This window comes from Sorangium sp. So ce296 (assembly GCF_051529605.1).
Classification (GTDB): domain Bacteria; phylum Myxococcota_A; class Polyangia; order Polyangiales; family Polyangiaceae; genus Sorangium; species Sorangium cellulosum_D.
The window spans coordinates 11,538,745-11,557,152 of record NZ_CP150325.1; the positions used below are offsets into that span (position 1 = coordinate 11,538,745).

Genomic DNA, 18,408 nt, shown 5'->3' on the forward strand with positions numbered 1-18,408 from the left:
CCCGGTCCGCCCGTCATGACGGAGCTTGCGCTCATCCTCAGCGGCGGCCTGATCGGGCTCGCCTTTGCGGTCTACCTCGCTCGCTGGGTCGTCGCGCGCCCCGCGGTCGAGCCCGAGATGCAGCGGGTAGCCGCGATCATCCAGGGCGTCGCCGAGGCGTATTTTCGCCGCCAGAGCAGCGTGATCGCCGCGGTCTCCGCGATGCTCGGCGGCGCCATCTTCCTCGCGTACGGCCTGCTCCGGAGCGCCGGGGAGAAGAACCCGGTCCCGGCGCTGGAGCTCGGGGTGTGGCTGACGCTCTCGTTCGCGGTCGGCGCCGCCAGCGCCGTCGCCACGGGCCGGGTCGCCACCTGGATCGCGCCCCGCACCAGCGTGCGCGCGGCGAGCGGCGCCCGCCGCTCCCTCGACCTCGCCCTGCAGATCGCCCTGCGCGGGGGGGCCGTGTCGGGGCTCTTCGTCGTCGGCATGAGCCTGCTCGGCCTCGGCGGCCTGTTCGCCGCGGTCCTCGCGTTCCGCGGCGGCTTCGGGGCCGAGCCGGCCGAGGCGCTCGCGCTCGCGCCGACCATCCCCTGGGTCATCGCCGGTTATCCGCTCGGCGCCTCCTTCGCCGCCCTGATGGCGCAGCTCGGCGGCGGCACCTTCGCCAAGGCGGCCGACCTCGGGGCCGACCTCGCGGGCGCCGAGGTCGGCCTCGACGAGGACGACCTGCAGAACCCGGCCACGATCGTCGACCTGGCCGGCGATACCGTCGGAGACTGCGCCGGGCGCGCGGCCGGCGTCTTCGCCTCGACCGTCGCCGAGAACGCGGGCGCCATGGTGGTCGGCGCCATGCTCTTCCGCAACAACGCCGGGCTCCCGAGCGCCCTCGCCGTCGTGCTCTTCCCGCTGGTCAGCCGCGCGTTCGGCCTCATCGCCACGCTCTTCGGCGTCATGGTCGTCAAGACCGACGACCGCGAGGACGCCTTCAACGCCCTGCTGCGGGGGCTCTACGTCACGGCCATCCTGCACGCCGTCGGCATCGCCGGCGCCGCCAAGTGGCTGCTCGGCGCCCACTGGGTCGTCTTCTTCGCGTGCGGCGTCATCGGCATCGCCACGGGCATCGGCGTGCTGCACGTGACGCAGTACTACACCGAGCAGCGGCACCGCCCGGTGCGCGAGCTCGCCGAGGCCGCCCGCAGCGGCTCCGCGATGGCGGTGCTGCGCGGGCTCGCCATCGGCCTCGAGAGCTCGGTGCTCCCGCTCCTCGTCGTCGTCGGCGCGACCTTCGGCTCGTACCTGCTCGGCGCCCGCTCCGGGCTCGCCGGCGGGGGCCTGTTCGGGACCGCGGTCGCCACGATGGGGATGCTCGGCACCGCGGGCTACGTCCTCGCCATGGATGCGTTCGGCCCCATCGTGGACAACGCGGGCGGCATCGTCGCCGTGACGGTCGCCCGCGAGCGGCCGGACGTGCGCGGGCGGACGCTCGTGCTCGATGCGGTCGGCAACACGACCAAGGCGCTCACGAAGGCGTACACGGCGGGCGTGGCCGCGCTCGCCTCGCTGCTGCTCGTCGCCGGCTACCTCGACGAGTCCCGGCGGCGCGCGCTGACGTCGAGCGCGGCGAGCAGCGGCGAGACGGCCGCGATGGTCGTGCGCCTCGACCGCCCCGAGGTCTACCTCGGCGCGCTGGTCGGGATCCTCCTCGTCTTCTGGCTGGCCGGCCGCTGTATCCGGAATGTGCTCCAGGCCGGCCGCCGCGTCCTCGACGAGGTGAAGCGTCAGGCCCGGGCCCGGCCGCCGGGCTTCGTCGGCGACCACGAGCCGTGCGTCGAGATGGTCTCCCGGGCGGCGCTGCGCCATATGATCGCGCCGGCCCTCGTCGCGGCGGTGGCGCCCGTCGTCGTGGGACTTGCCTTGCGCTTTGCAAGGACGGAAGATAATCCTCTGGTCGCGGCGGATTCAGTCGCGGCCCTGATCATGGCCGGGACGGTCGCAGGCGTCCTCGGGTCGCTCTTCTTAGGGAATACCGGGGCGATCTGGGACAATGCGAGGCAGTACATCGCGACCGGCGCGCACGGTGGGCGCTACCTCGTCGATGAGACGGGGGCGCGGGCGGACAACCCCACCTACGGCGCCGCCGTCGTGGGCGACACGATCGGCGATCCTCTCAAGGACGCGGCCGGTCCTGCGCTCCACGTGCTCATCAAGATGCTCCCCGCCGTGATCATCGTGTTCTTGCCGTTCTTCATCTGATGACGGTTCTTCATCCAGCGGGCTCCGCCAGGGGTCCCGTCCACCCGACCCATCCCGGCGAATTGCCGCCGCATGTATCCCGAGCCCACGACGTGCCGCCTCCGATCTCCGACGCACTCTCCACCCTCAGCGATCGTGGCCTGCGAAGGCTCCTTGGCGCCCGCACCTTCCTCCGCGGGCTCGAGTACTTCCGCCGCCGCGTCGTCGAGGACATCTCCATCAACGAGACGATGGCGAGCGGCACCGTCCGCGCCGCCGACTCCGAGCCGTATCCGGTCAAGGTCGAGCTCTCACCCGATGGAATCCAGTCCCAGTGCTCCTGTCCGGCATTCCAGAAGGCCGGACAGCATTGCAAGCACGTCGCGGCGCTGCTCATCAGCATCCGCGACCAGGCCCGCGGCGCGCAGCCCCGGCGCGAGCCGCCGATCCCGGCGCTCGTCCCGCAGACCGCCCACGCCGGCGGGGACGCCCTGAAGCGCGTGCGCAGGCGCGACCGCCGCGGGCGGCTGGCGATCACGCCGCCGGTGCCCGTCCCGACCGTCGTCGGCACCCACGGGCCGCCGGGCTCCGCCGTCACCCTCACGGCGCCGGTCCTCGACGCCACGGCCAAGCAGACCGGGATCGGCGCCTGGCTTCCGCCCGAGGGGGTCACCGGCGCCCGCCGCGTGGAGTTCCGCCTCCACGTGCGCCAGGGGGCGCTGACCGTCACCGTCCTCGACGCCGAGGCGCGCGTCCCGGTGCTGCCGTCCGCGGCGCTCGCCTGGCAGGCGCTTTACCCGACGCCCGACCGCGACGCGCTCCGGCTGCTCGCCCGGTTCGAGAGCGGCAACCCGCGCCACCCGGCCGTCGACATCCGCGGCGAGGACGTGGCCGAGCTGCTCCCGCTGCTGGAAGGCCAGCGCGTGCTCCTCGAGCCCGCGCTGATGCAGCTCCGCTTCGGCGAGGACAGCCTGCGGCCGCGCTTCGATCTCGAGACCGTCGGCGGCGACACCATCATCGTGAAGGCGAGCTTCGAGCGGGGGAACGACAAGCGCCGCTTCTCGCTCCTGCAAGGCGGGTGGTTCGAGGGCTGGCCGGGCTGGCACATCGACACGCAGGAGGGGCTCGCGCGCCGCATCGACAAGCGCGTCTCCCCCGCGGCGATGCGCCGCCTGCTCCGCTCGCCGACCATCGGCGAGCCGATGAGCGAGCTGCCCCGCATCATCATGCAGGGGCTCCCCAAGATCGCCCTCGAGGTCGGCGCCGAGCTGCCCGACCTGAACCAGATCGCCGAGGTCGTCGACCTCGTGCCCACGTTCCGCATGCGCGCGGGCGGCTCGCTGATCGAGGCGCGCGTCACGCTGTTCGCCGCGTACGGCGACGCGGAGGTCGCCGTGCGCGCCGACGGCATATCGCCGCCGGTGCTCGTGCAGCCGCCCGAGGAGGGGATGAAGCGCGCCCGCTGCATCCGCGTGGACATCGCCGCGCAGCAGGAGGCGGCGAGCAAGCTGCTCGCCCTCGGGCTCAAGCCGGACGAGACCGGCCAGGGCTTCATCGCGAACGGCGATCAGGCGCTCACGTTCTGGACCGAGGGCCTCGCCGAGCTCCCCGACGACTGGGACCTCTTCGTCCCCGAGGATCTCGTCGACACGCAGGTGCGCAGCAGGCCGATCGGCGTCTTCGCCAAGGTCACCTCGGGGATGGACTGGCTGAACGTCAAGCTCAGCTTCGAGAGCGAGGGCGTCGGCGTCGATCGCGACGAGCTGCGCCGCTGCCTCGCCGAGGGCAAGCGCTACGTCCGCCTCGAGGACGGGTCGTTCGCCGCGTTCGATCCGGACGCCGTGCGCGCGATGCTCGATCGCGAGGTCGAGCTGATGATGGCGGCCGGCAGGAACGGCCGGCTGCCGCTCGCGCAGGCCGGCCGGGTGCACGAGCTGCTCCAGCACGCGAGCGGCTCGAACGTGACCGCCGCCGCGCGCGAGCTCTTCCACAAGCTCAGCAACATCGACGAGATCGGCAGCACCAAGCGGCCCCGCAACCTGAAGGCGACGCTCCGCCCCTACCAGGAGGCCGGCCTGTCATGGCTCAAGTTCATCCATGACATCGGCTCGGGCGGCGTGCTCGCCGACGACATGGGCCTCGGCAAGACGGTCCAGACGATCGCCCTCCTGCTCGCCGTCAAGCAGGAGGAGAAGCACATGCGCGCGCTGATCGTCGCCCCGACGAGCGTCGTGACGAACTGGGAGCGCGAGCTCGCCCGGTTCGCGCCGTCGCTCTCGGTCGCCCTCTGGCACGGCGCCGATCGCAAGGACCAGATCGACGAGGTCAAGGCCGCCGAGGTGGTGATCACGAGCTACGCGCTCCTCCGGCGCGACGAGGACTTCCTCGCGCAGCTCGACCTCAGCTACGCCATCCTCGACGAGGCGCAGCACATCAAGAACCCGATGAGCGCCACCGCCGCCGCCGCCAAGCGGCTCCGCGCGAAGCGCCGGCTCGCCCTGACGGGCACGCCCATCGAGAACCGGCTGTCGGAGATCTGGTCGATCTTCGACTTCGTCTCGCCGGGCCTGCTCGGCTCGCTCGACAAGTTCGAGGCCCGCTTCTCGCGGCCGATCGAGGCGGGCGACTACAAGACCGCGCAGCGGCTCCGCGCCGCGATCCACCCGTTCATCCTGCGCCGCACGAAGCAGGAGGTGGCGAAGGATCTGCCGGAGAAGATCGAGATGGATCAGATCTGCGATCTCACCGGCGAGCAGCGGGCGCTGTACCTGCAGGTCGCGCGCGAGGTGCGGGCGCAGGTCCTCGGCGAGGTCGAGCGCGTCGGCCTCGCGAAGAGCCAGCTGCAGATCCTCGCCGGCCTCACCCGCCTGCGGCAGGCGGCCTGCGATCCGCGGCTGCTCGGGTTGCCGCGCGAGTTCGGCGACGACGACTCGGGCAAGCTCGTCGCGGTCCGCGAGCTCATCGCGAACGCGGTCGAGGGCGGGCACAAGGTCCTCGTCTTCAGCCAGTTCGTGATGATGCTGAAGCTCATCGAGAAGGCGATGAAGGAGGACGGCGTCGCCTACGAGTACCTCGACGGCTCCACGAAGGATCGGCCGGAGCGCGTCGAGCGCTTCCAGAACGACCCGAGCGTGCCGGTCTTCCTCATCAGCCTCAAGGCGGGCGGCACCGGCCTGAACCTCACCGCGGCGGACACGGTGATCCACTTCGATCCGTGGTGGAACCCGGCCGTCGAGCAGCAGGCCACCGACCGCGCCCACCGCATCGGGCAGACGAAGGTGGTCACCGCCTACCGGCTCATCGCCGCGGGCACGATCGAGGAGAAGATCCTGCTGCTCAAGGACAAGAAGCGCCAGCTCGTCGCCTCCGTCCTCAGCGAGGACGCGGGCGGCGCCAAGAAGCTCACCAAGGCCGACCTGGAAGAGCTGTTCGCGGTGGACTGACCGGTCCGCGGCGCGCTCCGAGGGGAGCGCGCCGCTCGCGAGCGCGCGTCGCGAGGGCGCGAGGGCAAGCTGATCGGCGGCGGCGGGCTTACCGGAAGGGCAGGGGGCGGCTTACTGCTTGTTGCCGCTCAGGACCATCAGGTGGTACTTGCCGAACTCGCTCTGCCCGAGGGTGAACATGACCTCGATCAGCAGGCGGTAGGGCGTGGTGGCGTCAGCCACGATGATCGCCTCGGACGACGAAGGATCGAGCCCCTTCGCGGCGCGGATGGCCTTGTCCGTCTCGCGCGCGTGGGACAGGGCGTTCGCGAGCGGCACGATATAGAGATCGTTCGGTCCGCTGCGCTTGTACTTCGCGTCGACGCCGGACTGGGCGAGCTGCTCGCGGTTGGGCAAGAGGACGATCGGGGTCGGATCCTCGCCGACCAGGATCTGCGACTTCGAGACGATGACCACCACGCCCTCCTGGGAGGGCTCGGACTGCATCACCGACTTCGGCAGGGTGAGGTCCTTCGACTGCGGGATGGATGCCGCCGACGACCCCACGCTCTTCAGCAAGAAGACGAGGATGATCGTCATCAGGTCGAGCATCGCCGTGATGTTCAGGAAGTCGATCTCCGGCTCCCGCCGGTTCCTGCGGATCGCCTTCCGGAGGGCCGCCTTGTAGCGGACGATGCTCGCCTTCGGCCGCGGCGGGGGCGGGGGGGGCTGCTCGGCGCTCATCGGGCGACTCCGAAGTGGACCTCCGGGAACAGCTCCTCCCCCGCGTCGCTCCTCAGCGCGTCCATCACGTCGATGATCGTCTTGTAGTCGATGCCCGGGTTCGCCGTGATCGTCACCTGCGTCTCCTCTTTGAACTCGGGGCGGGCGTTCTTGAGGCGCTTCGCGCACGCCGTGAGGGCGGGAAAGTCATAGCTGTCGTTCGTCGTCTTCGGCACGGTGACCCCGCTGCCCACGTCCTGGCAGCCGGTCGCGATGTTGCCGCTCGACGTCTTCAGCGAGATCCCCTGGCTGGTGATGAACGCGGACAGGTTCAACGCCTTGCTGGAGAGCTCGCTGCGCACCTTGCCCCCGCCGATGGAGGGCGGTGTCGTGTCGATCGACGACACGAATGTCACCGAGACGCTGGCGAGCACGAAGATGAGGATGTTCGTGATGATGTCGAGGTACGGAACGACGTTGAGCTCGCCGGCCTCCTCCCCGGCTTCGGGCTCCTTGGGCTGCGAGAGGCGCCGGATCTTCGATCGCTGCGCCGAGCTGAGCGGGACGTCTTGCGGGTCCGCCATGGGCTAGTAGCCAGGCTTGCTGCTGATCGTGAGCAGGTTGAAGACGCGCTCCGTGGTCGCCTCCAGATCGTGCTGGATGTTCTTGGAGCGGGTGTGGAGGATGACGTGCGCGATCATGCACACGACGGCGATGGCGAGGCCGAACGCCGTGTTGTACATGGCCTCCGCGATGCCGTTCGAGAGCATCCGCTGCTTGTCGGCCTGCGAGAGGCCCTGGGCGGCGATGGAGGCGAAGGTGTTGATCAGGCCGGAGACCGTCCCGATGAGGCCGATCAGCGTCGCGATGTTCGCGAGCGACCAGAGGGCGCCGATGCGCTTCTCCACGGCGGGCTTGAGCTCGGACAGCTTCTCGCTGAGGGCGGCGTCGATCTCGTCCGCGCCCTTGTTCGCGTGGGTCAGGCCGGCCTTCACGAGCTGCAGGATCGGGTAATCGCTGGCGTCGCAGAGCTTGATGGCGCGATCGATGTTGCCCGCCGCCACCAGCTTCTTGACCTGCGCGAAGAACTCCTTGGAGTTCACGCGGTAGCGTCCCAGCTGGAACGCGGTCCGCTCGATGATGATCGTCACCACGACCGCCGAGACGACCAGGTTCGCGATCAGGAAGGTCGGATTGTGCTTGATGGCCTCCCACATCCCGCCTTCGCCACCACCCTCGGCCGCCAACATCAGCAGATGACGCATCCTCGAAGTCCCTTTCTCAGCGTCGTCAGAAGCCCGACAATCTCTAGGCGCGGCGACTATAACTGCCGCCCGATCCCGTGCGCAAGCTCGGCGATGCGGCCGCGCCGGGCGGCGAGAGGCCGGGATCGCCGCAAATCCCCGGAGAACCAGCGGCGCCTCTCGCAGCGAGCGCGCCGGCCGCGGCGCGGCGGCGTGGGCCGATCGAGGCCGGAGGGGTACGGAGCTCCCTGACTCGTCCCCGTCGCCGGCGCCCGGCCAGGCGGCCGTGCTCTACCGGTCCAGCGCTCGCTCGCTCGCTGCGTCACTGCGCATCCTCTCGGGGTAATGCCGCTCGCACTGCCGCGGTGCGCTGCCGCGCCGTCGGCCGTCGGACCGCGCGCCGCGCGCCGCGTCTCCCCAGGCTTCGCGGGATCCGCTGCGGGCCGGCGCGCCGCGCGCCCCGGCGAATGGTGACATAACCCTGCGATTGTTGTAAAGTTTTGCCCGCATCAGAGCGCTCACGTGTGGCCAAATCTCTCTTGACGGCGCCGGGTCTCAATCGCGAAGATGCGCGAGTCCCCCGGGTGCATCGGCGTAGCTTGGCCGGATGGCGGCACGCTCTGCGGTGAACGGGGAGCCGCGCCCAGAGCCACCACGGGCCCCTGGCGTGACGACGCGAAGTCAGTCTTGGACGACAGGTGAGAGAGCTGGGACGGCGCCGGGCGCCGGGACCAGAAGAGACGATCAGGACTCTTGCAGAGGTCAGCGCCGCTCGGCTAGCGTCCCGTGGGCATCTCGCCAGAGAGCGACAGGAGCAAGCCGTCCACGGCCAGCGCCGCCAAGCAAAATAGGCCTCTCATCCGTTCTTACGTGTGAGTGAAAGACTGCCGCCCCTCGGCAACACGAGTCTGACATAGGGAACCGATCGAGTTGCGCGAAACCTCATCCCGGGGACGCGAGGCGAACTGGAGGACAGAAGCAATGCACGGAGCGTATGAAGCTTTCAAAGAGGGTGGGTGGGGCATGTGGCCCATCCTGTTCTGGTCGATCCTGACGATCGGCATCATCGTCGAGCGCGCCCTCTACCTGTTCGGCTCGTCCATCAACAAGGACGTCTTCCTCGCGACGATGCAGAAGTGCATCCTCGCGGGCGATGTCGCCAAGGCTGTGAAGATGTGTTCCGCGGCGAACGCCCCGCTGGCCCGCATCGTCCAGGCCGGTCTCGTCAAGGTGAACCGTCCGGACGAGGAGGTCCAGGCGGCGATGGACGAGGCGGCTCTTCGTGAGCTGCCGAAGATCAGCGCGCGCACCTCGTACCTCGCGCTGCTCGCGAACCTCGCGATGCTCTCCGGCCTGCTCGGGACCGTGACGGGTCTCATCAAGTCCTTCGGCTCCGTCGCCGGCGAGTCGGTCGACCCGAGCCAGAAGGCCCGCGTGCTCGCCCTCGGCATCTCCGAGGCCATGAACTGCACCGCCTTCGGCCTTGGCGTGGCGATCATCGGCCTCATCGGCTTCGCCGTGCTGAACGGCAAGACGCAGCACATTGAGGACGACATCAACGAGGCGTCGGTGCAGATCCTCAACCTCGTCGTCGCGAACCGCCAGAAGGTGAATGTCGCAGCGGTCGGTCAGGCGGCTGCCTGATGGTCCCCGGCGGGCCCAGGTCGTCGAGCGCGTCCCGCGCGCTTCCGCCTGGGCCCGCTCTCGCGCCTCGAAGCCCCGTGCGGCTCGCGCCGGCGGGGCCCCGGGAACTTCAGAAGAGCGACGAAGTCAGACCCAGCATGGTGGCCCTCCGCGAGCTGCGAGCAGGGTGTTCCCGCAACAACTTGGATAAGTGAGCTCCGGCTCACGTTGGGAAGGCAATATGGGCGGCGTAGACGTCGGCGACGGTGGCGGCAAGAAGCGGTCGACGAACAGCGATATCAACATGATCCCGTTCATCGACCTGCTGATGGTCACGATTGCATTCCTGTTGATCACGGCGGTCTGGGTCACCAACTCACGGATGAACGCGGACGCCCAGGTCCCTGGCCCGCCCGATCCGAACAAGGAGCTCACCCCGCAGACGCCGGAGAAGGTGCTGAACCTGCACATCGGCGAGAGCGAGTTCGGGCTCGTGTGGAAGCAGGGCGCGACGGTGGTGAACGAGGTCAAGGTGAACAAGGCGCCGGTCGAGCTCGGCGACCCGAGCTCCAAGATCATCCGCTACCCGGAGCTGGCGAAGCGGATCGAGGAGGAGTGGAAGACGCACGGCGGCCACCGGGATCCGAGCGACAAGAAGCTCGACCAGGCGATCCTCCACACCGACAACCGCACGCCCTTCAAGGAGATCGTCGCGGTGCTCGACGCGCTCTACGCGCCGAAGCGCGAGATGAGGCTGCCGGAGGGGAACAAGCAGGTCCCCGTGTTCAACATGACGTTCTCGGTCCGCTGAGGCAGGAGCGCGCACATGGATAGGTTCAATCCGAAGCACCACAAGAACCCCCACGCTCACGTGATCCACCAGCCGGGCCGCCGGCTGATGAAGGGCGTGCCGCTGCGGTTCGTGTGGAACAAGGTGTCGGGGCACGGCGCACGCAGCCCGAACGCGGGGCTCAACCTCGTGAGCTTCATCGACTTCCTCGTCGTGACCGTGATCTTCCTCCTGATGTCCTTCTCGGCGTCGGGCGAGATCGCCGTCGACAAGAACGTCAAGCTCCCGAAGGCGGAGAACGTCGAAGACGTCATCGACGCGCCGATGGTGGCGGTGAACGGCAACCAGATCCTCGTCGACGGCGCCCTGGCCGGTTCGACGCGCGCGATCGAGGAGCTCGGGCGCCTCCAGAAGATCGACGAGCTCTTCAACCTGCTCAAGAACAAGCGCGAGCTGTGGAAACAGGTGCAGCCGAACAAGCCGTTCCCGGGCGTGTGCATCCTCCAGGTCGATCAGAACGTGCCCGCGCTGGTCGTGAAGAGCGTGTTCCAGACCGCGGCGTTCGCCGGTTACCCGAACGTCAGCTTCATGGTCAGCAAGCTCCCGAAGTCGCAGTGATCCTCGCTTCTTGACCTATCGAGCACAGAAGGAAGGGGCGCGCTGGGCGATGCCCGGCGGCCCCGGTCACCATCGGACGTGGTGGCAACAGCGGCGCGCTCGGCGCGGCGTTCCCCTCCGCGCAGCCCGTGTGGAGGAGGCCGCCGCGCGCGCGTGATCGCACCGGTGCCTCCAGCGTGGAGCCTCTCGTATGTCGTCTGAACAGCCGCCCCGCGAACGCGGCTTGCCTTCGGTCTACAGGGCGCGGGAAGCGCGCTCGAAGATGCGCTGGCCCCGGGGGAAGTTCTGGGGTTACACGGCGCTCGTCCTCGCGGTCTCGGCGATCCTCCACTGGAAGTGGTCCCAGGGGCAGATCGAGAGCGCACGACAGAAGCTGATGGCGCGCCAGCGCGCGGTCGCCGTGGAGCTCGGCCCGCGCTGGTTCCCGATGCGCGAGCGCGTGGAGGGCTGGACGCTCGATCTGGCGCGGAGCGCGGGCGCCGAGCTCGTGGATCGGGAGGCGCTCAAGGCGTGGAATTTCCGCGAGCTCGCGGGCATTTACCTGCGCCTCCGCGTGGACGAGGCGGCGAGCGTCGACGCCGTCCGCAAGAACGCGCAGCAGTCGCTGCGCGACGCGTTCACCGCGTGCCTCCTGCGGGTGCCGAACCCGAACCCGCTGGCGGGCGCGGAGTGCAAGCGCACGCGGGACTGCCCTGCGGGCGAGTACTGCAACGAGGCCGAGCGCTGCTCGCGGCCCGCACAGCCGTTCAACCTGCGCGTCGCCTACCGGACGATGCACGTCCTCTCCGACGAGTGGGTGCGCGACGCGCAGGACGCGTCGAGCGAGCTGCGCCTGCGGCTCCTGGAGTCGAGCTTCGAGGACACGATACGCGACGACGTGCCGCTCGCGGCGGAGCTGCTGACGCGGGCGCAGTACTACCTCGTCGTCCTCGACGAGCCGGCCGAGGGCGCGACGAGCACCGAGGCGTTGCTCGGGGTGCCGCACATGGCGCGGGTCGGGGTGTGGCGGCTGTCGGACGGCAAGCCCATCCTGCGGGTGCGCCGCGAGGCGAGCGGCCATCTCATCGGCGGAACGCCGTCGGTCGAGGGGAGCGTGCTCGAGGCGCGGCAGCGGCAGGCGAACAGCTGCGCGCTCGCCCTCGCCGTGCGCGAGGCGATGGGCGACACGACCGCGGCCGCCGCCGAGCCGCAGTGAGGCCGCGCCGGGCAGCGCGGTGAGCGGCGCGCGGTGAGCGGAGCGCACCGCGCCGGGCAACGCGGCGAGCGGCGCGGGGGGGCCGCGCGCAGCCGCGTCGGCGCGCAGCCGCGTCGGCGCGCGCACGTGTCGCGGGCCTGGCGCGCCGACGATCAGCTCGCGCGCGCGACGATGTGCAGGTCCGTGAGGTTGTGGCCCGTCGGGCCGGTCTCGACGCGCGTACCGAGGGCGCGGTGCGCGGCGGCGTCGTCGAAGCCCGCGAGCGCCGCGTCGATCGCGCGGTCGTCCATCGCGGCGGCCGCAGGCCGGGCGACGACCGCGCCCGCCGCGCCGGAGCTGCCGTCGGCGCCGTCGGACGCCGCGCAGAGGAGCGCGACGCCCGGCGGCAGATCGCGCAAGGCCGCGAGCGCGATCCACCCCGCGCGGCCGCCGGCGCCGCGCCGGGTCGGCAGCGCGAGCGTCGGCTCGCACGGGATCACGACCGCTTCGCCCGGGGCGAGCGCGCGCGCGAGCGCGAGGCGGCGCTCGACGATCGCGCGCGCGTCGCCGTCCTCGGCCGGGGCGGCGACCGCGCGCAGCCCCGCGCTGTCGGCGAGGGCGGCCGCCACGCGCTCGGCGAGCTTGTCCGGATCGGCGAGCACGCGCGCCTCGACGAGGCCCGCGTCCGCTGGCTTCAGCGACTCGCTCAGCGCGGGCGCGAGCCGCGCGAGCCGAGGGGCCCGGCGGTGGAGCGCGGCGAACGCGTCCTCCACGCGCGTCGGGTCCGGGACGGTGGGGCCCGAGCTGATGTCGTGCGGGAGCCCGCCCACGACGTCGCTCATGAGCAGGGTCAGCACGCGCGCTGGCGCCGCCGCAGCGGCGAGCCGCCCACCCTTGATCCGCGAGAGGTGCCGACGAACGAGGTTGACCTCCTGGATCGGGGCGCCCCCTTCCAGGAGCGCCGCCACGAGGGCCTGCTTGTCCGCGAGGGACACGCCCTCGGGCGGCGCCGCGAGCAGCGCCGAGGCGCCGCCGGAGATGAGCGCCAGCAGGAGATCGTCGGGCCCGAGCGCGGTCGCCGCGGCGAGCGCTGCCTCGGCCGCCTCCACGCTGCGCGCGTCGGGGATCGGGTGCGCCGCGCGCATCAGGCGCAGCGGGCGCAGCGCGGCCTCCTCGGGGTCGACCTGCGCGACATGCGGATCGCGCGCTGGGGTGGCCGGGTCCGCGACGGTGACCGCGAGCCCCCCGGCGATGCCGTCTCCCCAGCTGCGCAGCGCGCCCCGGGCCATCCCGAGCGCCGCCTTGCCGGCCGCGATCACGACCACGCGGCCGTGGGGCGCGCCGGCCTCGGCGTCGAGCGCGCGCTCGACGAGCCCCGCGGGATCGAGCTCCGCCAGCCCGGCGCGGAACGCCGACACGAGCGCCGCGCGCAGCGCGTCGAGCGCGGCGCTCAACGGCCCCCCGCGCCGGCCTCGCTTCGCCTCGCCGCCACCTGGGCGGGGGCGCGGTCGCCGGCATCGACGATGTGCGCGGAGACGACGTGGTGCCAGCTCAGCGCGATCGACACGAGCGCCCGCTGCTCGTCGCGCGGGCTCGCGTCGCCCGCGAGCGCCGGTCCGCCCCAGCGGAGCGCGCCCCGCACGCCGAGGAACGGGCCCGTGGCGCGGCCCAGGAGCGGCACGTCGAGCGACAGCGAGAGCTCGAGCCCGGGCTCCGACGCGAGCCCGCCGCCGGGCGGGGCCTCCCAGAACGAGCCCACGCCGAGCGCGACCGAGTCGATGAGCAGGTCGAGCCACGGCGCGCCGAGCTCGAGGTCGCTCGCGTACCGGCCGAGGAACAGCGGTTGAATGAAGACGCCGCCCGCGATCGAGCGCGCGACGGTCGCTCCCTGCGCGCCGAGCGCGTCGGTGTAGTGCGCGTACAGGCCTGCGGTCGAGAGGTAGGCGGCGGCGCCGTGCGCGCAGAGCGCCGGGCCCCCGCTCGCGAACGAGGCGCCCGCGCCCACGCGCAGATCGAGGTCTCCGTCGAGGCGGCCGTACGCGCCGTCGCCGTCCGCGCGCGCCGCGCCGCCGCCGTCCGCGCGCGCCGCGGACGCCCCCGCGAGCGCCGCGAGCGCCGCGGCGCCGGCGAGCGCCCTGGCGGCGGCGCGGCGCTCGCGCGCCGGGCGGAGCGCCCGCGCGGGCTCGACCGATCCCCGTGCTGCCTTGTTCGTGGTGGCCATCAGCGTACCAGCGCCTCCCGCACGGTATCTCGCAGCTCGGGCGCGAAGAGGATCCGGATGCGCGTCATCGTCTCGTTGCGCAGCCGTTCGAGCAAGAAGGACACCTCGGCGGGGCGCCGCGGGCGTCCTCTCGGGTAAACGACCAGGAGCGACTCGTCCTCGGCGTAGGGCGTGTCCTCGGCGACGTCGACGCCGACGTACACCTCCGGGTCGAGCCCGGCGCCCTGCGCGATCTCGCGCACGGTCGCGAGCGCCGCCGCGCGCCGCTCGTCGCGTCCGGCGGGCGTCTCGCCGGGCTCCGGGAACAGCTCGACCGACTTGAAGAGCGAGCGCGCGCGCAGGCGGCGGGCGAGATCGGACAGCACGGGGTCGGACGCGTTCTCCCACGCGTGGATGGCCCCGAGCAGGACCTGATCGTCGAGCTCCAGGTATTGCTCCAGCGTGGGCATCTCGCCGACGGCCATCGCCGCGACGGCGGCGGGGACCTCGGGGATCCGGTCGCCGGCGGCGAGGCGGGCCACGACGCGCCGGAGGATGGCGCCGATCATCCACTCCGCGCTCCGCGTGGTCTTGTGGAAGTAGACCTGCTGGAACATGAAGTAGCGGGCGAGGAGGAACGACTCGATGGCGCGCATCCCCTTCGTCCCGTCGATGGCGAGCGCGGGCGCGGGCGGGGCAGAAGCGGCGCCGCCGCCGGGCATCTCCACCTGGACGTCGCTGAACCTGAGGCTGCGCAGCAGCCACGGCAGATCGTACTCGCCGTACCTCACGCCCGTCGCGTGCGCGTCGCGCAGCAGGTAGTCGCAGCGATCGACGTCGAAGGTCCCGCTCACCGCCTTGGCGAGGTACGGCAGCTCGTGTCGACCGCCGATGAGGTCGGCCACCCGCTGGGGCAGGTATGGATCCTGGCGCACGAGCACCTGGTGCACGTCCGAGGCCGGGTCGAGCAGGATGCGCTCGGTCCAGCGCTCATGGTGGAGCGCGCCCGGCATGGCTTCCTCGAACAGGTGCGAGAGCGGGCCATGGCCGAGATCGTGCAAGAACGCTGCGGCGATCGCGTCGCGCGCGCGATCGCTGGTCACCCTCTGCCAGAACGGGAGGTCGCGATCGATCTGGCGGAACCTCGCGATCAGGAGGCGCATCACGTGAGCGGCCCCGAGCGCGTGCGAGAAGCGGGTGTGCTCGGCGCCCGGGTACGCCAGCGAGGTCAGCCCGAGCTGCCGGATCCGCCGCAGCCGCTGCACCTCGCGGGCGCCGAGCAGGCGCGGGACGATCGCCGCCTCGCCGCTCTCGAACTCGATCAGGCCGTGGACCGGGTCACGAAGGATCACGATGGTTCTCCACGCGACCCCATGGGCGCGAAGGGCGGCGGGTCACTCAGGAGCCGCCTGATGGCGCCCAGCTGCGGGCGTGTGCGCGGAGAGGAGGCCGCGCCGCTCCGGGCGTGCGGCGTGGAGCACAGCATGATGCGCATCGGACAGGGGCGGGAAATCAAGGAGGTACGCGACGTTCCCACGCGAGCCTACGGGAAGGCAAGCGCGGCTCGTCGGGGAGCGTTCCTCGCGGGCGATGGGGCGACCCGGTCGGCTCCCCCGGCGACCGAGGCGCGCGCGACGCCGCGGCGTCGCGCGCGCGGCGCGCGACGGAATCCTCGCGGCGGGGGGCAGTCACGCCGGCGCGGAATGTCGCGGTCGACGTCGAGCGTAACGTAGAGACGTGTCGCGCCGTGCATCGCGCGCCGCGGCGCGCGAACGCAACCGGCGCATGCGCGTGCGTGCGAGGTCGTGCGATTGCGTGCGGCTCCGCCGTACGACACAAGACCTCGAGACGGCTCAGGCGGAGAGCGAAGCGGCGGTGAGCATCAGGAATCCTGAGCCGGAATCCGGCGATGGTGTTGCACGACGCCGCGAACGAGCGAACGAGAACCGAACGAGGCGCGAGCGAGAACTGAACGAGGCGCGAGCGAGAACCGAGCGAGAACGCCGCCGAGGCCCGCGACGAAATTGTGAACGGAGAAAATTGTGAACGGAGGAGGAAAGTGCTCGATTTCTTGAAGCTGGACGAGCATCCTGGTGTACGTTAGGAGGCTGGCTATTCCGCTGGTTAACGTGGGTCATCGGAACTTCGGGAGATAGGTCGAACGCATGACCACGACCAACGGACGACAGTCGGGGCGGGGGAATCCTGCAGATGAGGAGCTAGGTCGGGTGACACGCGAATCGGGAGGCATGGCGAGCAGTGATGAGGCTGAGCTCGACGAGTCGCCGAGGCGGCTCGACGCGATCCTCCGCGCCCTCCCGGAGTCAGAGCTCAAGGGCCTCATCACGCGCATGGGGATCCGCATCGACGCGGCGAAGCGGATCGACGCGCCCTCTCAGGCGGCTCGAGCGCTCGTCGGCCTCCCCGACGTACGCGATCCGTCGCGGCTCCCGACCGCCAGCCGTGAGCTGCTCCACCGCATCGCGGAGGCGGGCGGCGTGCTCGTCGTCCCCTCGCTCCCGGCCGGGCTCGAGCCGCTCATCGCGCGCGGCGTGGTCTACGCGCGCAAGACCGACGAAGGCATCGAGCTCGTGCTCCCCGCGGCGTTCCTGGTCCAGCTGAAGAGCTGGGAGAGCGAGGACCCGCGGGCGATCCGGGCGCTTCTCGCGCAGGCGCCGTTCGAGACGATGAGCGCGATCGCGACGCACTACCTCGGCCGTCCGGCCACGCCGCCCATCGCGCTGTCCCTCGAGGTCGCCTGGGAGACGCTGAGCGATCCGGACCGGCTCCGCGAGGAGATCGATCGCCTCGCGCCGGTCGAGCGCCGCCTGCTCGAGGCGATCGAGTCCGTCGGCGGCGAGGTCGACACGCAGGAGCTGCTCGATCTGGAGCGGGAGCCGATGCGCCTCCGCAGCGCGAGCGGGGTGACGGCGAGCCGGCGCGGCGCTGGCTTCGCGCTCGAACGCCGCGCCTTCCTGATCCCGATCCACCCGAACCGCCACGTCGTGCCGACCGAGGTCGCCGCCATCGTGGGCGCGGATCGCCGCCGGATGCGCGAGAAGCGGCGGGAGCAGATCCGGTCGTTCGTCCTCGAGGAGGACCACGCCCCGCGGCGCGCCCGCTTCGCGTCGGATCCGGGGATGCTCGCCCTGGCGCTCGCCTACTGCGTGCGCGAGCCGGGGAGCGACGTGCGCCCCGGCGTCGGCACGCCGCGGTCGCTGCTCGTCCGGCTGGGGCAGCGCTTTGGGCGGGACGTCGAGAGCGTCGCGCTCGTCGCCGCGCTGTCGCGGGCGGTCGGGCTCTGGGACGCCTCGGCCGCGTCGCCGGCCACGCCGCCTGGCTCGCTCCAGGTGCAGGAGCTGACGCCGCTCCTGTTCACGACGTGGCGCCGCGGCGGCGCGTGGGATGAGGCGCGGGCCGAGCGGGAGGTGCTCCGGGTCGCGTCCGACAACCGCGACGCGAGCCCCATCGGCGCGCTCCGCGAGATGGTGCTCGACGCGCTGCACGACCTCGGCGAGGGCCGCTGGGTGCCGTGGCAGTCGCTGCAGGGCTACCTCGCGGCCGACGAGCGGATCGCCGGGGTCGAGCGGCTCGTCCGCCGCTGGGCCGAGCGCGCCTCGGTCGAGGCGCCGGAGGTCCCCGAGATCACGCGGCGGATCGCGCTGGAGTCCCTGCCGGCGCTCGGGATCATCGACCTCGGCGGGGCCGAGGACGTGGCCAGCGCGGATCTGGCGCTCCGGCTCACGCCGCGCGGGCGGGCGCTGCTCGCGGGCTCGGCGCCGAGCTCGGACAACGGCAAGAGCAAGTTCGTGGAGGCGCACGCGCTGCGCGTCGGCGCGAGCGCCAAGGTCTCGGCCGTGCTCGGGCTCTCGGCCTTCGCCGAGATCGGGCGCGTCGGCGATCAGGTCGATCTCCTGCTCACCCCGCCGTCGATCGCGCGCGCGCTGTCCGTGGGGCTCGACAGCGACGCCTTGCGCTCGCGCATCGAGGCGGTCGCGCCGCTGCCGGACACCATCTCGCGCATGCTCATCCAGGCGAGCGTGGTCATCGGCAAGGCGAGCTTCGTCGGCGCCTCCGGCTTCCTCTGGATCGAGGATCCCGAGATCCGCGAGCTGCTCCGCACGCGGAGGCCAGCGGCCGAGATGTTCGTCGATCCGTCGCCCCCCTCGGGCTTGCTGATCGAGGCGGGGGTCGATCTGGAGCGCCTCATCCGGCGCTGCCGCGCGCTCGGCGTCGAGATCGAGGCCGATCTCGGCAACCTGAAGGCCACGCGGCAGACGCCGGCGCACGGCACCGAGGGGCCGCACCGGACCTCCTCGACGGCGAACATGCGCCGCTCCCGGACCCCGCCGGCGCGCACCCGCTGAGCTCGCTGTCAACCTCCATCGATCTGGCGCGACCGC

General features: G+C 71.6%; 13 protein-coding genes. 7 read left to right on the forward strand and 6 right to left on the reverse strand.

Annotation, left to right across the window (positions count from 1 at the left end):
* Positions 1-15 precede the first annotated feature (15 nt).
* Entirely contained in the window at positions 16-2,232 is a 2,217-nt protein-coding gene (locus tag WME98_RS42590; protein ID WP_437947375.1) for a sodium-translocating pyrophosphatase, read from the forward strand.
* A 92-nt stretch (positions 2,233-2,324) separates the two neighbouring features.
* Positions 2,325-5,654: an SNF2-related protein gene (locus WME98_RS42595; protein WP_437947376.1), complete on the forward strand. Its 3,330-nt coding sequence runs from the start codon at positions 2,325-2,327 to the stop codon at positions 5,652-5,654.
* Between the two features lie 111 nt (positions 5,655-5,765).
* Here WME98_RS42595 and WME98_RS42600 read toward each other — a convergent pair whose 3' ends face one another.
* From WME98_RS42600 to WME98_RS42610, 3 genes are read right to left on the reverse strand one after another with little or no spacing between them, the layout of a single operon-like run.
* Positions 5,766-6,377 (reverse strand): ExbD/TolR family protein, encoded by a 612-nt coding sequence (locus tag WME98_RS42600; RefSeq protein ID WP_061624314.1) that lies wholly within the window; start codon positions 6,375-6,377, stop codon positions 5,766-5,768.
* The gene (locus WME98_RS42605) at positions 6,374-6,940 is read right to left on the reverse strand and encodes an ExbD/TolR family protein (protein ID WP_020735579.1); all 567 of its coding nucleotides are present in this window, start codon (positions 6,938-6,940) and stop codon (positions 6,374-6,376) included. The genes WME98_RS42600 and WME98_RS42605 overlap by 4 nt, the downstream gene beginning before the upstream one ends.
* A gap of 3 nt (positions 6,941-6,943) precedes the next feature.
* Positions 6,944-7,606, reverse strand: a complete 663-nt coding sequence (locus WME98_RS42610; RefSeq protein WP_236644648.1) for a MotA/TolQ/ExbB proton channel family protein — start codon at positions 7,604-7,606, stop codon at positions 6,944-6,946.
* A gap of 1,017 nt (positions 7,607-8,623) precedes the next feature.
* Here WME98_RS42610 and WME98_RS42615 point away from each other — a divergent pair.
* From WME98_RS42615 to WME98_RS42630, 4 genes are all read left to right on the forward strand, one after another.
* Positions 8,624-9,244: a MotA/TolQ/ExbB proton channel family protein gene (locus WME98_RS42615; RefSeq protein WP_231864858.1), complete on the forward strand. Its 621-nt coding sequence runs from the start codon at positions 8,624-8,626 to the stop codon at positions 9,242-9,244.
* Positions 9,245-9,464: 220 nt separating this feature from the next.
* Positions 9,465-10,034: a biopolymer transporter ExbD gene (locus WME98_RS42620; RefSeq protein WP_020735581.1), complete on the forward strand. Its 570-nt coding sequence runs from the start codon at positions 9,465-9,467 to the stop codon at positions 10,032-10,034.
* Between the two features lie 15 nt (positions 10,035-10,049).
* The gene (locus WME98_RS42625; RefSeq protein WP_020735583.1) at positions 10,050-10,631 is read left to right on the forward strand and encodes an ExbD/TolR family protein; all 582 of its coding nucleotides are present in this window, start codon (positions 10,050-10,052) and stop codon (positions 10,629-10,631) included.
* 262 nt (positions 10,632-10,893) lie between these two features.
* On the forward strand, positions 10,894-11,826 hold the full coding sequence (locus WME98_RS42630; protein WP_437947377.1) for a hypothetical protein: 933 nt from the start codon (positions 10,894-10,896) through the stop codon (positions 11,824-11,826).
* Between the two features lie 152 nt (positions 11,827-11,978).
* Here the strand turns inward: WME98_RS42630 and WME98_RS42635 are convergent, their stop codons facing one another.
* Genes WME98_RS42635 through WME98_RS42645 form a run of 3 tightly spaced genes read right to left on the reverse strand, consistent with a single transcriptional unit; the run spans position 11,979 to position 15,357 of the window.
* A complete protein-coding gene (locus WME98_RS42635) occupies positions 11,979-13,259 on the reverse strand; it encodes a DUF4147 domain-containing protein (protein WP_437947378.1) in 1,281 nt (426 codons plus the stop codon).
* Positions 13,256-14,026 carry a hypothetical protein gene (locus WME98_RS42640; RefSeq protein ID WP_437947379.1) on the reverse strand — a complete coding sequence of 257 codons (771 nt, stop codon included), beginning with the start codon at positions 14,024-14,026 and terminating at the stop codon, positions 13,256-13,258. The genes WME98_RS42635 and WME98_RS42640 overlap by 4 nt, the downstream gene beginning before the upstream one ends.
* Positions 14,026-15,357, reverse strand: coding sequence for an HD domain-containing protein (locus tag WME98_RS42645; RefSeq protein WP_437947380.1), 1,332 nt, complete (start codon positions 15,355-15,357; stop codon positions 14,026-14,028). The genes WME98_RS42640 and WME98_RS42645 overlap by 1 nt, the downstream gene beginning before the upstream one ends.
* A gap of 897 nt (positions 15,358-16,254) precedes the next feature.
* Between WME98_RS42645 and WME98_RS42650 the strand changes: the two genes are divergently transcribed.
* Positions 16,255-18,372 carry a hypothetical protein gene (locus WME98_RS42650; protein ID WP_061627911.1) on the forward strand — a complete coding sequence of 706 codons (2,118 nt, stop codon included), beginning with the start codon at positions 16,255-16,257 and terminating at the stop codon, positions 18,370-18,372.
* Positions 18,373-18,408 lie beyond the last annotated feature (36 nt).

Excerpts from the sequence above, each read along its gene's own strand:
- WME98_RS42630 (WP_437947377.1), top strand. The coding sequence starts at position 10,894 with ATGCGCTGGCCCCGGGGGAAGTTCTGGGGTTACACGGCGCTCGTCCTC.
- WME98_RS42605 (WP_020735579.1), bottom strand. The coding sequence starts at position 6,940 with ATGGCGGACCCGCAAGACGTCCCGCTCAGCTCGGCGCAGCGATCGAAG.
- WME98_RS42650 (WP_061627911.1), top strand. The coding sequence starts at position 16,255 with ATGGCGAGCAGTGATGAGGCTGAGCTCGACGAGTCGCCGAGGCGGCTC.
- WME98_RS42600 (WP_061624314.1), bottom strand. The coding sequence starts at position 6,377 with ATGAGCGCCGAGCAGCCCCCCCCGCCCCCGCCGCGGCCGAAGGCGAGC.
- WME98_RS42615 (WP_231864858.1), top strand. The coding sequence starts at position 8,624 with ATGTGGCCCATCCTGTTCTGGTCGATCCTGACGATCGGCATCATCGTC.
- WME98_RS42620 (WP_020735581.1), top strand. The coding sequence starts at position 9,465 with ATGGGCGGCGTAGACGTCGGCGACGGTGGCGGCAAGAAGCGGTCGACG.
- WME98_RS42640 (WP_437947379.1), bottom strand. The coding sequence starts at position 14,026 with ATGGCCACCACGAACAAGGCAGCACGGGGATCGGTCGAGCCCGCGCGG.
- WME98_RS42610 (WP_236644648.1), bottom strand. The coding sequence starts at position 7,606 with ATGTTGGCGGCCGAGGGTGGTGGCGAAGGCGGGATGTGGGAGGCCATC.
- WME98_RS42590 (WP_437947375.1), top strand. The coding sequence starts at position 16 with ATGACGGAGCTTGCGCTCATCCTCAGCGGCGGCCTGATCGGGCTCGCC.
- WME98_RS42625 (WP_020735583.1), top strand. The coding sequence starts at position 10,050 with ATGGATAGGTTCAATCCGAAGCACCACAAGAACCCCCACGCTCACGTG.